Raw genomic sequence first — 15,525 nt, forward strand, 5'->3', positions numbered from 1 at the left:
CTAATAATCATTTGGCCATTTTTCTTTTTATGCCGGTGGGAGGTTTTGCAGGAGCGAGCTTGCTCGCGATGGTCGTTAACGAAATCGCGTGTTTACAGAATAAACGCAGCGCTCTTGAGTCCATCACGAGCAAGCTCGCTCCTACAAAATTTGTTAAGAAGGCAGGTACGGTGTTTTACGAATCCGAACAGTCAGCCTTAACTGCCTTGCGACACAACGCGGGCATCATTGCCTGAGCCCTGGATATACACCTTCGAGCCTTTAGTCAGGGACGGATTGATCGGTTGAGTCACCGATACCAGCACGCCACTGTTGACCCGCACGATGATCTGTTGCGCCTCGACCGGTTGGTCATACTTTTTCTTCTCGGCGTAGTTACCGCCAGCAGCACCGGCGAGCGCGCCGGCAACCATGGCGACGTCACGCCCGGTGCCGCCCCCGATCAAGCTGCCAACCGCCAGGCCGCCAAGACCACCGAGTACGGCGCCGACACCACTGTCGTGGCTGGTTTGCATCTGCGTCAGCGATATCTGCTCGATCTTCCCTGAGCGAATCTCGATTTCACCGGCGCCGCCATCGGTTGACCCGACGGCGGAGCAGGCACTTATCAGCACCGTCATCAATGTGACTGACAGCCAGGACAGGATTACTTTCATTGCGGTGCACCTCGTTATTGGTATTTGATTGCAATGCCTTTCAGCTGCGTCCTTGAATCGTTTCTATGTCCCGGCTTCACAGAGGACCTGTGACATAGGCCGCGACGGAAGCGATGAAGAGGAAGACATGTCAGCATCCTCTGCTGGACGTGTATTGAGCCAACGTCTGTTGGCAGTTCAATCAAGGCTTAACTGCGAATGAACGCCCAGAGATCGACGTTCAACTTGTCTATCGCCGCTTTGAAGTCTTGGGCGGTGATCTTCTGGCTCTCGTTTTCCAGCGTTGTACCAAACACCTTGCGTACAATCTTGGCTACCGTCTGGTTGGTTCTCGCATCGATAATCTCGGCCTCGATGAACAAAGTGCTGTCCTGATCACGGTGGCCGGTGGCGGCCTGTGTTGCTCCGACCACGGCGGCGATCGGCACCACTTCGTACCATTTCATCCCTTCGTTTTCGGCATTCACCCCGGTGATCGCCGCACGCATCAGCAGGGTGTTGGAACCCACCGGCGCGGCGCTGGTATTGGAAACCACACGGTATTTCTGACCCAGGGTGCCTTTGACCTTACTGGTCATGTAGTTCTGGATGTCGGTCAGCGTTTGCTGGTTGACCCGCTCATCGGGTTTGGGCGCGGGATAGAGCTCCAGCTTGTTGAACACCACCGTGTCATAGGCATTCGGGTTCCACGACGGACTGACCCAACGCATTGTTGTGCCGCCGCTTGCCGTTTTGACTTCCTGCAAGTTGTTGTAGTTGGACAGGTAGCCCGAGTATTGCTCGGCTTCAGTGACTTTCGATACGCAGCCGGTCAATAACAAACTGCTCAGTGCGGCACCCGTTATCCATTTGTGCGCGAAGTTCATATAACGGTACTCCTTGAGGGATGTGTTCCTGAATGTCTTTATTCAAGGTCAGACCCTGTGGCCTCAGCCCTTTCGGAATAGGGCCCACTGGATCTCAGCCTGAGCAATCGAACGACTGCTTGCCAACTGCAAGCAGTCGCAAGCGTCGCGTTACTTCGATGCCACCACTGCCGGCGGCTGCCAGTTGCCCGCACCAGCGGGAAGAATTGACGGTGGCGTGGTCTTCGGCCAATAGAGGCGCATCACCAGATAGGCTGTATCGTCAGGCGCCGGCAACCAGTTGGACTCCTTGGTCTTGCCCGGCGAATGCTTCTGGATGTACAGGGTCAGTGAACCATCCGCGTTCTTCTTCATCGCCGACAACATCGGCGAATTGATCAGGTAGCGGTTGATCGGATTCTTGATCAGCAACTGGCTCTTGCCGTCGTACATGGTCACCGACCAGAAGGCATTTACGGGTGGCAGTTTTCCGGCAGGGAACGTCAGCGTGTAGTTGTGCTTGCCGGTATTCAACGTCTGGCCGTTGCCATCGGTACGCGTAATGGGGTACATCGCCTCTGCAGCGTCATTGCCGTACAGACCCGCCTTCGCGGCGCTAGCCCGCATCAGCCAGTCGCCTTTGTAGAACGCCTGGTCGCCGAAAAACGCGCCGACGCTCCAGCCGTTGATGTTTTTCATGCCGCTCGAGAGGAACTTGTCGACCTGCTCATCGCCGGCCTTCATCCCGAGCAGGACCACGGCCTTGTGCTCGAGCGAGAGGTCCTTGAATTCGAAGCTACGGCCGGGGCCTACGCCGATGCTGGCCAGCTTGGACCGGATCTCCTTGTCGTCTGCCGATGGCGGCACATACTCCAACGCGGCTGACAGGTACTCGAAGAAGTTGGCCTTGATGCCCCCCGTCGTGGCCGGCACGAAAGCAATCTTCGGCGAGGCGGGCGGCGCAGGTTGATGGAGGAAAGCGGACAGCGGCTGGATCTTGTAGCCCACCTGCACTTTCTCGACATTTGGCATGTCGGCCGGATTGAACAACTGGGTCCGGATCAGTGTCAGCGCGAAGGGGGTCGTGGAGCTGAACACCTTCTCGATGCCTGGAGGTGTCACCCCCTTCCAGTCAGGACCTGCAATCAGATAGTTCCCGGGCGCGCTGGCAGTTGCCCGACTCCCAATGTAGCCGTAGTTATAGGTGTTGCCGTCGATCATTTGAACCGCGTAGTAGCGTTTTTTGGAAACGGCCGGCACGGTGATCACGAGCGGCTCGGCGCGCAGGTCGGCCCAGAGGAAGGAGTACGGCGTGTCGCTGTTGGGTGTAATGATGGCCGTGTCAGCCGGTGTCGCGACCTGATGATCGTTGTGCAGTTGGTTGAAGGGCGCCTTGAACTGGCTGGACTTGGAATTCACTGCGAATTCGTTCATCACGGCGTAGTTCATGACCAGCGGCAAGCCGTAGATAAAGCCTTCCTCGGCGATCGCCTTGGTTTGCTCCAGGCTCGGCGCGAGAACGCCCTTGGCCACATCCGCCTTGTCGGCCTGTGTGATCGGATCGAGCTTGCTCGTGCACCCGGTGAAAAGCGTTGAACCTACGACGACCGCCGCAGCCAATGTCCAGCCACTGTGAGACTTCCTGTTCATTTTCACCTCGTTAGTTTTGTACAAACCGGTGTCGTGAGCGTTCATGCCCACGGTTAGATACTAGGCGTGACACCTGAAACGATCCTGGATTTTTCTCAGTAGCGCCAAGTCATGTTGGCCGTCAGGGCTTGAATCCAGGCGTTGTCGAACTCGCCTGAGACACGATTGCCTGACAGCGTTTTTTGCTGATCGACGGACATGTCCCCCATCCACACCGTGACCCAACTGAAATTCACGTCTGTCTCTTTATTCAGTGAGTAAGTAAAGCCTGTGGCGAAGCGCCAGGCGGCGCCCATGGGCACGGTGGGCGTACGATTTGCGTCGGACACGGCGGACGTGTCATAGGCAACGCCGAAGTCCCAGAGCCAGTCCCGGTTCATCTGGTATTGAGCGCCAAGCGCCAATTGATACGTGTCCTTGTAATGCGCATCGATCGAGGTAGACCGGGAACCGGTTCGGGACGTGTCTACGTCAATGCCGATGTCACCGAATTTCGACCAGTCCTGCCAATTGACCGAGGCCAGGACAGCCCATTGCGTGTCCAGTTGCTGGTACAGGCTGAGGGTCGCCGTTTGCGGTACTTTCAGGTCGATCTTGGTGTTGACGCTGTTGAGGCGGCTCACCAGCGGAGCACTGCTCTCCACATCCAGGCGATCCTCGAAGTCGAGGTCAACCTGACTGGTGTAGGCCAGGCCAATCCGGGTACCTGGTTTTGGTGCGTAAATGACGCCTGCGTTGGCGCCGTAACCCCATGTGCTGTCCCGGTATTTGTATTGGCCGTCGACCTTTTGTGTCAGTCCGAGCGGCGCCTGATCGATGGCGGCTTCGCTCTTCAGCATCCCGTACATGGCTTTCAGTCCGACGCCGACGGACCATTGATCGTTGAAGCGGTAGGCGACACTGGGTACCAGTGACAGTCCCGCAATGCTCGCGTTCTGCACGAAATAACGGCCGGACCAGTCGTTGTCGTAGTTTTCAGTGAGGCCGAAATCGCCATAGGAGCCGAAACCGACGGACCACCGATCATCCAGTTGATGGCTGATGAAGAAACTGCCGCCCGGTATGGGGTCGAGCGCGTTACCGCTGCCAGCGCCCGGCGTATTGGTTTCACTGTTCCTATCGAACGATAAGTCCCCAAAAAGAACCTGAGCACCAGCGGAGATCTGTGTTCCGCTGAGGTAACTCAGCCAGCGGGGTTGCTGGCGATGGTTGAAGGGCCTTGTGCCCGAGCCGCTGCACCGGCATTGGCCAGCCCGACGTTGTCGGTGGCGATTTCGTACAACATCAGGCCACCGGCAACACTGCGGCCACTGGTAAAGAGTGTCAGCGCACCAAGGACAGTAATCGACAACACACTTTTATTTAATGGCATGAAATCCCTCTCAGCAGATGACTCAATCGATATCTTTAGATCGCCCCAAGTCCAGGGCGCCGTCTTTTACTCGTGCGGCTTTTTGAGTGTCTGCGCGGAACTCCAACCGCAGGTGCAACTAATCGCCAGCCTCATGAACAGCACAAAAAGCCGAAGATCAGCTTTGCAGTTAGCCTGTTGTCGCGTTCACTTTACGGCAATCATCAGAAAGGCATCTTGCATTTTCGGACACCGACGCGTGGTATCACGGGTGTGTGGAAACAGTGGGATCACCCTTAAATGGAAGCGACCTCCAGTCCATCTCTCCAATGCTGTGGTGACGTATTTGTCCACGTTTTGAAGGCACGGGAGAAGGCGTTTGGATCCTGGTATTGAAGGGTCTGAGAGATTGTGGATATCGGCAAATCGGTATCTTTCAAGAGCTGCCGCGCGAAGTTGCTTCTGGAGTCGGTGATCAGTTCTTTGAGGTGAGAACCTTCCGCATCCAGCCGGCGTCGCAGCGTTCGTTCATTCAATGAGAATTGACTGGCGATGTGCTTGGAATTCGCCTGGCCTTTCAATAATAAAGCGTATGTCTGGCTCTTTATTTGTTCTGAAATCGTCAAATGTGACGTGGCGGTCGAAATAGCCAGTTTAAGCAGATGGTGTAAGCGTGGATTCGCCGTACATTGAATTTGTCGGAGTTTCTGATTGTTTATTACAAGTCCGGAAATGCTTGCATTGAACTGAATGTTACAGCGAAATTTTCTGACGTACGGGGTGATGTCTGATGGCTTGCGATATGAAAACTGCACGCGAGCGGGCGTCCAGTTAGCGCCTAATAAGGCCCGCAGCATTTGGAGGCCAACCATGACGGCAGTGTCAACAAGTAATGATTGATTGGGCAGGTCGTGGCGATAAATGACATATCCCAACAAACTGTGTTGGCCCGCCAAGGGAAGAAGGAGTGGGGTCGCGCCACGATCATAGAGATTGGCATGCCCGACCAGGTCGTTCAATGCATCGCCTGGTGTAGTCGCAAGACGCATAAGCTGACCCACCGGACCCAAATGATCCAGCGAAAAGCGCTCACCGATCAACAGGCCAATATGGGGGCACTGAGTGTGTTCGAATGCCGTGTTGAACAAGCGAGCAACGTCCATGTAGGCGAGATGGTTGTCTTCATATGCAAATTGCTCAAGGCTGATACCCGCGTCTTTGAAAACGCCTCGCGAGGAACCCCTATCGCGTCAACTACTTCCGGAAATCGACGGAATGGGCTTGTGCTAATTTCTCCAGGCCCGCCCATTCTTAACGATGATTTTTTGGAGGGCATATTAGCTCGCTATCGTTCCTGAAGCTGGCGCATGGCTACGCTGGCGAACATCTGACACATGACGAGCAAAAGAGCGTAGCGCCCATGAGCCAGCGCCTGGCACCTCGCGGCCGTTCTGCGCCGCCAGTCCTTGGGCCGAATCATCGATTACACGAGTCGTGCGCATTAATTGAATCCGAAAATACATAATATTGAATACATTGGTTTTAGCACGGATGCGCTTTTTTTCAAATGGTCCATAGAGACTATGCGCCACCCTAATAGCCGCTTCCATACATCGACGAAGCTAGGTTAGAGGGCATTCTTCTGGTGTTTTCGTTCCGATATACTCAGGATAAACAGGTCTTGACTAGTGACGCGCCATTGCCGCGTGAGGTGCTCGAAGCTTCATTGAATCTCATTTGCTAAAAAGTATGCTTGTATTCACTCATGAAAGTTGTTGGTTTTAATTGTATACATGCAATGCATTGGTGACCGGCTGCCTCCCACTCGGACGGTGTGTAAATACAGTAGCCTGGTCGGGCGACGCGAACATGCACTTGATCAAAAATGTCGAGTCCTGAAATAGGTTTACACCTATTTCAGCCTCAAAACGTCGATGCCCGGCCATAGACGGTGGTTTCTCCCCATTCACGCCTGTTTCCACCTCTAAACAGTCAGCGCGTGTCATTTGATAAAAAGTTTTTTCGCACGGAACAAATTTGTTTTTATAGGCGCATGTATTGCTGTAAACGCAGCGAGACGTGGCCCCAAAAACCGGTCGTCGCACCGGGTTTTTTGTTACGCACATTTGTGTGAGTATCAGGCTCCTCAATCAGCCGAATGGATGTGCGGAAGAGATGTCTAGATTTGGAGCTTTGCGCGAGAAATACACGCTGCCTTCCAATGTAGAACAGGGGAGAGCTGAGGCTTTACGCTCTGCAGTACAGGGGATCTACGAAAATCTCGTTCTTTTTCTGGAAATTCCGACCTGGTCTTTCACGGACCTCGATGGCCAGCAAATGCCTTACATTTCGGTTGGCCGGCTAGAGGGAGGTGAGTTCAGGCTAGGGACGGTCGAGGACTTGGTTGTCGGTTTAAATGGGATGAATTTTTCAATCAACGTCGTTATTGACGAAGCAGTAGATCAGTTTCCCAAGGCTCACATCCATTTCAGCTTTACGGTTAATGAGCAGAATGGCGAGTTAACGGTAATCAGTCACTCAGCTGCAAGTGGTCCCGCTGTCTTCACTGGCGACGATTTCACCCCTATTTCGCAACATCTTTACGAAGTTATGCGGGGCGAGCTCGCCGTTTTCCAAGGTTCGTCGGTTTCGATTGCGGCTACGGATTGCGCCTGAGTGTAAGCTAGCGTCGGATGCCCGCTAATGCGTGCATATTGAGAGCCCCGCCAGAGAGCGGGGCTTTTTTATGCTTCAAGTTCACCGAAGTCAGGGTGGCCTCAGGTTAAGACGGTTCCAATTCAAGGGCGTCTACGCTAACAGGCAAGGTGTGTGATGCATTTATCCTGCCTTCCAATCTGTTCACGAACGCCAACGCTTGTGCATAGCTGCGAAACTTAACGCACCACTCGTTCATCCATACATTCCAGCCTTCCGGCGTGCTCGCTTTCTCGATTTTTATCAGCATTCTGGAATCCCTCCGTGTGGTGGCTTGGCGCAGTCTCGAATCTGGAACAATCGAAGTGCTGCATGTGTTCTTTCGTCTGCGTGTCTTGGGTGAAGACGCAGGGAGAAACAACACAAATTGTGATGAGGACAATCTCTCCAAAATGCAGGTTTGACTGCATTCGAGGCATCCATCAAAACCAACACGTGACAGGTATGGCTAACCTCATCGAAGCGCATTTCAAACTGATGGGAAGGGGATGGGAAATTAATAATTATCAAAAATAGATTTATGACGGCGCAAGACGCGATCAGACGCTACGCCAGCCCGCCTTGTCATGCTGACCGCCAAACCCTGGCGGAATCAGAAGCACGATCGTTTGACTGGATAATGGCTTGCTGTCGATGTCCGGTGGGTGATTTGGCGAGGGGGGCTTGTCAGAGATACGTCTGATACCGCCCGGTTTTTCCAGGCGGTTTGTTCAGGACAGAACGCTGCACTTTTTGCGTGTTATCTGGATGGACTTATAGTCAGCATGTTTTTCTTTATGCTGGACAGCCAATAGAGGCAAAGTGGTTTTAGGGTCGTTCAACGGTAACGTCTGGAGGAACCCGACATCACACTCCCACCACTGACTGGCGAGCAATTCTTCAATGACCTCGGGCGCGTGTCGATACTTGATGATTTTTGCAGGGACCCCAGCAACTATCGCGTAGGGCGGCACGTCGTGGGCAACCAGGGCGCGGGTTGCGATAATCGCACCTGTGCCTACGGTAACCCCTTCAAGGATCATCGCACTGTGCCCCACCCAAACGTCATGCCCAATCGTTATATCAGCAACGTCGGGGTCGAAAGACAAATGCGTATCGGTATATTGAAAAGGATGTGAACTGAGCCAGTCTGACGGATGTGAGCTTTTTTGCTGTCCGATAAAACAGCCGCTTCCAATAGAGCAGAACCTGCCGATAGAGGATACCGCCGAAAGCACGCAATCACTTCTGATATAGGTATGAGCGCCGATCTTTAAATTTTTCGCTTCTATAACAACATGCCCTAGAGATACTTCCTCTTCTAGTGTCAGTGTCGACCTCTTGTGCAATGACAATAGGCCGCCTGCCACTTTGCATTTATGCTTGCGAATCCATTTTTTCCAATAATGATTTCGAACGGCATCAATTATTTTTTTCATAAGGATTTAACTTGGATATCCGTTATAGGGCATGGCATGGCCCTATGAGCCAATCGCAAAGTCTAAATGAATCGGCAGAGGAGATGAAATGTTTTGACGCTACTCCAGGCGCTCATGATGACTGTTCCATAGCGATATCACTTTTTCGGCGATTTGCTGCTGGAAGGGATATGCAGGTAAGACATGACGCTTTCAGTCAGTTCGGTCGCCAGCTTGACGGCTTCTTTGTTGCGCGCCATCACACCCGCCACCAACCCTTCAATTAAAGCGAGCACAGCGATGTTGAGCTGGTCATTACCGGATGGTCGGCAGGGGCAAATAAAACATGTTCGGCAACGCCGAGTGAGAGGTGACGCGGGGGAGTCAGTGATTGCCAGCACCGAAGCCCCGCGCTCATTGGCAAAACGGGCGAGTTGCAAGGTGTCGAGGGAATAGCGCGGCAGGGAGATAGCCAGCAGCACGTCCTGATCGGTAATTGCAGCCAGGCGGTAAGCGGCGTTTTCGTTGCCGCCCTCCATGCTGATGGCGGTGGCGTCCGCACAGAAGGGCATCAGGGTTGAGGCCGCGAGACCGGCGAAGTAGACACTGTTGCCAAAACCCAGGATGTAAATTTTGCGGGCTTTGGTCAGGCGAGTGACGAACGCCTCAAAGGTGTCTGCATGGTTGTTGGTCGCCGCCGCGGCAAGGTTGCTGGTGGCGCTCTGAATTTGTTCATGCAGGCCAAACGCGCGCCAGGACGATGCGCCAGTTCGTTGCGCAGTTTGTCGACCGGCGACACCATCTGCTGCAACGTCGCGACCAGTTCGGACTTCATGCCGGTATAGCCACCCAGGTTCAGCGCCTTGGCCAAACGGTTGACCGCTGCGGGTGAGGTGGACGTTTCATGGGCCATTTCTTCGATGGTCAGCGTCGCGGCCCTCAGCGGGTGACGCAGGATAAAATCCGCCACCTTGCGCAGTGACGGCGGTAAATCGGAAACGATTTCCGCCAGTTTGCGCATCACCGGCGCGGCATAGACCGTGGTGTTTTTCGAAGGGGTCGGCATATCCGGCTCAACAATTCCAAAGGGTTAGGGAAGGCCTGGCACAAGGTTGGCTGGAGTGTATCCGAAGCCGAACCTCGTTGTGCATCGCCAGGCCAAGGAGTGGTGAGCGAGCCGGTGATTATTTCAGGCTGCCGGCCAGAAACTGCTGGAGACGCTCGGACTGAGGATTGACCAGCACTTCGCGCGGGTTGCCACGCTCTTCGGCCTGGCCCTTGTGCAAGAACACCAGTTGATTGGAGACCTCGCGGGCAAAGCCCATTTCGTGGGTCACGACCACCATGGTGCGTCCTTCGAGTGCCAGATCCTGCATGACTTTAAGCACTTCGCCGACCAGCTCCGGGTCGAGTGCCGACGTCGGTTCATCGAACAGCATTACTTCAGGTTCCATGGCCAGTGCACGGGCAATCGCCACGCGCTGCTGCTCACCCCCCGACATATGCGCGGGCCAGGCGTCCATGCGGTGCGCCACGCCGACTTTGTTCAAGTAGTGCTCGGCTTTTTCCGGGCCTCTTTCTTGTTCATGCCCAGCACATGTACCGGGGCTTCCATGACGTTTTCTAGGGCGCTCATGTGCGACCAGAGGTTGAAGTGCTGAAACACCATCGATAGTCGCGAACGCATGCGTTGCAGCTGCTTGGGTTCAGCAGCCTTGAGCCCGCCGAGTTTATTGGTCACCAGTTTGAGCTGTTCGCCATTGAGCACGATGTTGCCGGCGTTGGGCTGCTCCAGCAGGTTGATGCAACGCAGGAAGGTGCTTTTGCCGGAACCGCTGGAGCCAATGATGCTGATGACATCACCGGCCTTCGCTTCCAGGGAAACACCCTTGAGCACTTCATGGGCGCCGTAGCTTTTGTGAAGATCCTGAATTTCAAGTTTGTACATGGTTTCAACTCTCTGGAATCAATCGCTGAGCAAACGGCCTTGGCGAATAGGGGACTTGCCGGCCACTTTGGCCAGCCACAAACCGGGCTGGGCAAAGCGCAGGCGTTCGCGGGCATACAGGATGCCGTCGGTGCTGGCGTGCACCACGCTGTGTTGATCGGTCAGCGGATCTAGCACTTCGAACAGCGGATCGCCGACCTTGACGTGGGCGCCCAACGGTTGCAGATAACTCACCACCCCCGGATGCGGCGCATAGGCGTACTGCGCACCGGCGAACGGTGTCGCTTCACAACGACTCGGTGGCGCGGCGGGCCAGACTCCGCTAATCAGGCCTTGGTCGGCGAGATAGCCAAGAATGGCCTGCGCACTGTCGACGCATTGCTCTCGTTCGGTGTCAGCCATGCCGCGCAATTCGATGGTGGTGGCCACGCATGCCAGTGGAATATTGGCGTGCGCAAAGCGCTCGGCCAGGTGCAGCCAGGGAATCGCGCAGGCTTCATCGAAAGCGTTACCTCCCGCCGCCTCGGCCAGCAGGGCCACCTCAGCGTCCAGGCGGGCGGCCAATGAACTCAAGCGCGGCCAGTTTTGCGGCATTGCATACAGCAGCATGATCGACTCGAAGTCGCAGTGCAGGTCCAGCACCACATCGGCATCACAAGCATGCTGCATCAACAGTCGCCGCAAACCATCGAGCTCCGATGTCGCTGCCGGCAGGTGGGTGAGTGCGTCGCGCATGGCGCTACGGATCAGTGCGATGTTGGCGTTGGCATCCTCGCCCAACTGACCTTCCACTTGCTGCGCTACGGACTCGGTCAGTTCCGGGAAGTCGCGATTGAAATTCTTCCCGCTGGAGAACTCAAAGCGCCCCTGATGGGTGGCCTGAAACATCTGGGCAATACCAATCGGATTTGCCATCGGCACCAACTCGATTATCCCGTTCAGGCGACCTTGCTCTTCCAGTTCCTGCAGACGGCGCTTGAGCTCAACAGCGACACGCATCCCCGGTAGCTCGTCGGCATGCAAGGAGGCCTGGATGTAGGCCTTGCGCGGTCCGCTGCCAAAACGAAACAGCGACAACTTTCGCTCTGTGCCCGAGGCACTCCACGGCAAAAAGGTATTGAATGTGCTTCATAACGCTCCTTAGTGCTTGCGCGGTGCCAGATAGGCCAGCCAGCGGCGCTCGGCCAGTTTGAACAGACGAACCAGGATGAAGGTCAGGGCCAGGTAGAGGAGGCCGGCCGTGATGAACGCCTCGAACGGCAGATAGAAGCGCGAACTGACGGTTCGCGCGGCGCCAGTGATATCCACCAGCGTGACAATGGACGCCAGGCTGGTGGTTTGCAGCATCATCAATACCTCGTTGCTGTACTGCGGCAGCGCCCGGCGCAAGGCCGATGGCAGGAGGATGCGGCGGTACAAAGTCAGGCGCGACATGCCCATGGCTTTGGCGGCTTCGATCTCGCCGTGGGCCGTGGCCTTCAAACTGCCGGCCAGGAGTTCCGCGCTATAGGCGCTGGTATTGATCGCGAAGGCCAGGCACGCACAAAAGGTCGCGCTGGACAGGTAAGGCCAGAGCGCGCTTTGACGCACCGCTTCGAACTGCGCCAGCCCGTAATAGATCAGGAACAATTGCACCAGCATTGGGGTGCCGCGAATCACGTAGGTGTAGAGCCAGGCCGGGAAGTTGATCAGCGGTGAACGGGAGACGCGCATCAGCGCCAAAGGAACCGCAAGCAGCAGGCCAACGGCCAGGGAAATCAGCAGCACTTTCAGGGTCACCAACACGCCATTGAAATACAGCGGCAGGTTTTCCCAAATCAGGTTGTAGTCGAGAATCATGGGTGTGCTCCCAATCACAGTTCGGCGGCTTTGATGCCGACCGAGTAGTGTTTTTCCAGATAGCGCAGCACCAGCAATGACACGCTGGTCAGCATCAAATAGAGCGCGGCAACCGCGAGGAAAAACGTGAACGGCTCATGAGTGGCGTCCGCTGCGTTTTTGGCTTTGAACATCATGTCCTGCAAACCGATCACCGAGATCAGCGCGGTGGATTTGGTCAGCACCAACCAGTTGTTGGTGAACCCGGGAATGGCGAAACGAATCATCTGTGGCACCAGAATCCGCCAGAACACCTGAGCGCCACTCATGCCATAAGCCGCGCCGGCCTCGCCTTGACCTTTGGGGATCGCCATAAAGGCGCCGCGAAAGGTTTCCGAAAGATAGGCACCAAAAATGAAGCCCATGGTGCAGACACCGGCGATGAAGGGGTTGATGTCGATGTACTGGGTGTAACCGAGTGCGAGGGCAATGCGGTTCATCAGATCCTGGCCGCCGTAGAAGATCAGCAGGATCAACACCAGGTCAGGAATGCCGCGAATCAGGGTTGTATAGCCTTCGCCCAACACCGCCAGCCATTTAAACGGCGACAAACGAAAGGCCGCGCCGATCAGTCCCAGGGAAATGGCCAGGGTCATGGAAGTCAGGGCCAGATTAATGGTCAGCCAGGCGCCATCGAGAATGCTCGATCCGTAGCCGTGAAGCATGATGAAGTTCCTCAAGCGAGCGCCGGGAGGCGCACGAGACAAGTCCAAAAGCGGCGCCCGCAAGGGGCCGGCGCCGGGGTTTCGGGTAGGGCTTATTCGCCGTAGATATCGAAGGCGAAGTACTTGCCCATCACTTGCTGGTACTTGCCATTGGCGCGGATCGCGTCAATCGCCGCACTCAGGCGTGCAACGTTTGCACTGTCGCCCTTACGCACTGCAATCCCGGCGCCTCTGCCGAAGTATTTCGGGTCGTTGATGTCCGGCCCTACCAGTGCGAAATCTTTACCCAATGGTGTTTTGATAAAGCTCTCATCGGTGTTGACGATGTCTGCCAGCGTGGCGTCCAGGCGACCTGCAGCCAGATCGAGGAAGGCTTCATTTTGTGAGGAGTAGCGCACCACCTCGACGCCGACTTTCTCAAGCTGCTCGGTGGCGAAACGGTCATAGGTCGAGGAGCGTTGCACGCCGAGCTTCTTGCCTTTGAGATCGACCAGCGGGTCGTTGATCACGTTGCCGGCCTTCATCGCGAACTTGCCCGGCGTGTGGTAGTACTTTTTGCTGAAGTCGACCGACTTCATGCGGTCTTCAGTGATCGACATCGATGACAGCACCGCATCGATCTTGCGCACTTTCAGCGACGGGATCATGCCGTCGAATTCCTGGATGACCCACTCGCATTTGACCTTCATCTCTTCGCACAGCGCGTTGCCAATGTCGTAGTCGAAACCACTGACGTTACCCTCTGGCGTCTTGAAGGAGAAGGGCGGGTAGGCGGCTTCGATACCGATACGCAAGCTGCTTTCGTCGGCGTGTGCCAGCAAGCTTGCGGCGCACAGTGCCAGAGCACCTAGAAGTTCTGTCTTGTTCATATTGTTGACTCCTTGGAGGGGCGTTTGGGTGATACGAACGGCCGACCGATCTGGCGAGGTGGGCCGGTTTGCGAGACTATGATTGGCACACAATATTTCATAAATCAATATAGTGAAAAAAAACATATCAATATGGGCGACAAGTGGCAGTCCGGGGAGAGGGTAATTACAGCGATGTATCACCGACCCCTTGAACGAAAACGGGCGCCGATAAGGCGCCCGTTTTTTCAGGTTCTTCAGGTCGGCTAGCGTAACGTTCGGAACGCCGCACGAAGTTCTTCGGTGAACAGCTGCGGCTGTTCCCAGGCCGCGAAATGACCGCCCTTGGCGGCTTGGTGGAAGTAGATCAAGTTGCGATAGGCGCGCCGGGCCCACGACTCGGGAGGGCAGTAGACGTCCTGTGGAAACACCGTGACGGCCACCGGCAATGAAATGTCAGCAGTCTTCTGGGCCGCCGAAAAAGCGGGCTGCGTCCCATGTTTTCCCAGTAGAGCCGTCCTGCGGAGGCAGCGCTGTTCGTGAGCCAGTACAGTGTGATGTCGTCCAACACCTCATCTTTCGTCGGTGACTGTTGAGGGTCGGCGCCGTATGTCCACTGGGCGAAACCTGGGTGCACGAGCATAAGCGCCGCTAGGAATACCGGGGAGTCGGATACGCCGTAGCCCATCATTTGTGGCCGCGCGGCCATCATCGCGCTGTAAGCCAGATTGCCCTGTTTGACGAGCGTGGCAAGGGCGTCGAAGGTCGCGCGCTCCTTCCGGAAATTCCGCTGGCGCGGGACCTCCGGCGGCGAGCGCCGCGACCGCTTCCGGCGGTACTGTGGCTGGCAAGTTAAGGTGAATGCCAAGCAAGCCGGGCGGAGCCTGGCGCGCCATTGCGCTGGTAATCGGAGCACCCCAGTCGCCACCCTGGGCGACGTAATGGGTGTACTCGAGACGTTGCATCAGTTGCGCCCAAACCTGCGCGATAGCGTCCGGATCCCAACCTGTGCCATTCGGCTTGCCGGAGAAACCGTAGCCTGGAATCGACGGAATCACGACGTCGAATGCATCGGTGGCATTGCCCCCGTGCGCTGTCGGATCAGTGAGCGGCCCGATGACTTTGAGGAACTCGAGCACAGAACCTGGCCAACCGTGGGTCATGAGCAGCGGCATCGCGTTCGGGTTTGGCGAGCGAACCCAGATGAAGTGGATGTCTACGCCATTGAGGGTGGTTGTGTACTGCGGCAAGGCATTGAGCTGCGCTTCGACCTTGCGCCAGTCGTAGTCTGTGCCCCAATAGCGAACCAGCTCTTGCAGCTTGGCCAGTTGTGCGCCTTGAGAGCGATCGGTCACCGTTTCTTTGTCCGGCCAACGTGTCGCTGCAATTCGATTGCGCAGATCGACAAGCTCCTGTTGCGGAACATCGACGTGGAAGGCGCGGATGGATTTGCTGCTGTCGGCGTCAGCGGCGCTGATGAAGGGCGAAACAGCAAGTACGATAGCCGTCGCAATGGCGGCGAGTACGGATGAATGCTTGATCATCATTTCCTCACTTGAGGGCCATGATGAG

The 15,525-nt window shown here is 55.8% G+C and carries 9 protein-coding genes and 5 pseudogenes; 1 reads left to right on the forward strand and 13 read right to left on the reverse strand.

The features are described 5' to 3' along the window. Positions 1-197: 197 nt before the first annotated feature. The 5 genes and pseudogenes from AB4N76_RS25100 to AB4N76_RS25120 form a co-directional block, all read right to left on the reverse strand. Complete coding sequence (locus AB4N76_RS25100) at positions 198-656, reverse strand: glycine zipper 2TM domain-containing protein (RefSeq protein WP_046028173.1); 459 nt, start codon at positions 654-656, stop codon at positions 198-200. A 188-nt stretch (positions 657-844) separates the two neighbouring features. After that, positions 845-1,522, reverse strand: a complete 678-nt coding sequence (locus AB4N76_RS25105; protein ID WP_046028172.1) for a DUF3313 domain-containing protein — start codon at positions 1,520-1,522, stop codon at positions 845-847. 150 nt (positions 1,523-1,672) lie between these two features. Then, positions 1,673-3,151 carry a DUF1254 domain-containing protein gene (locus AB4N76_RS25110; protein ID WP_080943011.1) on the reverse strand — a complete coding sequence of 493 codons (1,479 nt, stop codon included), beginning with the start codon at positions 3,149-3,151 and terminating at the stop codon, positions 1,673-1,675. Between the two features lie 95 nt (positions 3,152-3,246). Continuing rightward, positions 3,247-4,436: pseudogene (locus AB4N76_RS25115) on the reverse strand (OmpP1/FadL family transporter). Positions 4,437-4,798: 362 nt separating this feature from the next. After that, positions 4,799-5,710 (reverse strand): AraC family transcriptional regulator, encoded by a 912-nt coding sequence (locus AB4N76_RS25120; protein ID WP_460164640.1) that lies wholly within the window; start codon positions 5,708-5,710, stop codon positions 4,799-4,801. 871 nt (positions 5,711-6,581) lie between these two features. Here AB4N76_RS25120 and AB4N76_RS25125 point away from each other — a divergent pair. Continuing rightward, positions 6,582-7,178 (forward strand): hypothetical protein, encoded by a 597-nt coding sequence (locus tag AB4N76_RS25125; protein WP_139348060.1) that lies wholly within the window; start codon positions 6,582-6,584, stop codon positions 7,176-7,178. 749 nt (positions 7,179-7,927) lie between these two features. On the opposite strand, the gene AB4N76_RS25130 is transcribed toward AB4N76_RS25125, so the two are convergent. The 8 genes and pseudogenes from AB4N76_RS25130 to AB4N76_RS25165 form a co-directional block, all read right to left on the reverse strand. Continuing rightward, complete coding sequence (locus AB4N76_RS25130; protein ID WP_046028167.1) at positions 7,928-8,635, reverse strand: CatB-related O-acetyltransferase; 708 nt, start codon at positions 8,633-8,635, stop codon at positions 7,928-7,930. A 137-nt stretch (positions 8,636-8,772) separates the two neighbouring features. Next, a pseudogene (locus AB4N76_RS25135) lies at positions 8,773-9,680 on the reverse strand (MurR/RpiR family transcriptional regulator). A gap of 118 nt (positions 9,681-9,798) precedes the next feature. Next, positions 9,799-10,562 (reverse strand): annotated as a pseudogene (locus tag AB4N76_RS25140) (ABC transporter ATP-binding protein). A gap of 18 nt (positions 10,563-10,580) precedes the next feature. Continuing rightward, positions 10,581-11,694: pseudogene (locus AB4N76_RS25145) on the reverse strand (succinylglutamate desuccinylase/aspartoacylase family protein). Between the two features lie 8 nt (positions 11,695-11,702). Continuing rightward, a complete protein-coding gene (locus tag AB4N76_RS25150; RefSeq protein ID WP_046028162.1) occupies positions 11,703-12,401 on the reverse strand; it encodes an ABC transporter permease in 699 nt (232 codons plus the stop codon). Positions 12,402-12,415: 14 nt separating this feature from the next. Further along, entirely contained in the window at positions 12,416-13,105 is a 690-nt protein-coding gene (locus AB4N76_RS25155) for an ABC transporter permease (RefSeq protein WP_046028160.1), read from the reverse strand. Positions 13,106-13,197: 92 nt separating this feature from the next. Continuing rightward, on the reverse strand, positions 13,198-13,974 hold the full coding sequence (locus tag AB4N76_RS25160; protein WP_077430450.1) for an ABC transporter substrate-binding protein: 777 nt from the start codon (positions 13,972-13,974) through the stop codon (positions 13,198-13,200). Between the two features lie 245 nt (positions 13,975-14,219). Beyond that, a pseudogene (locus tag AB4N76_RS25165) lies at positions 14,220-15,500 on the reverse strand (epoxide hydrolase family protein). Positions 15,501-15,525 lie beyond the last annotated feature (25 nt).

The sequence above is a fragment of the Pseudomonas sp. S2_F03 genome (assembly GCF_054668335.1).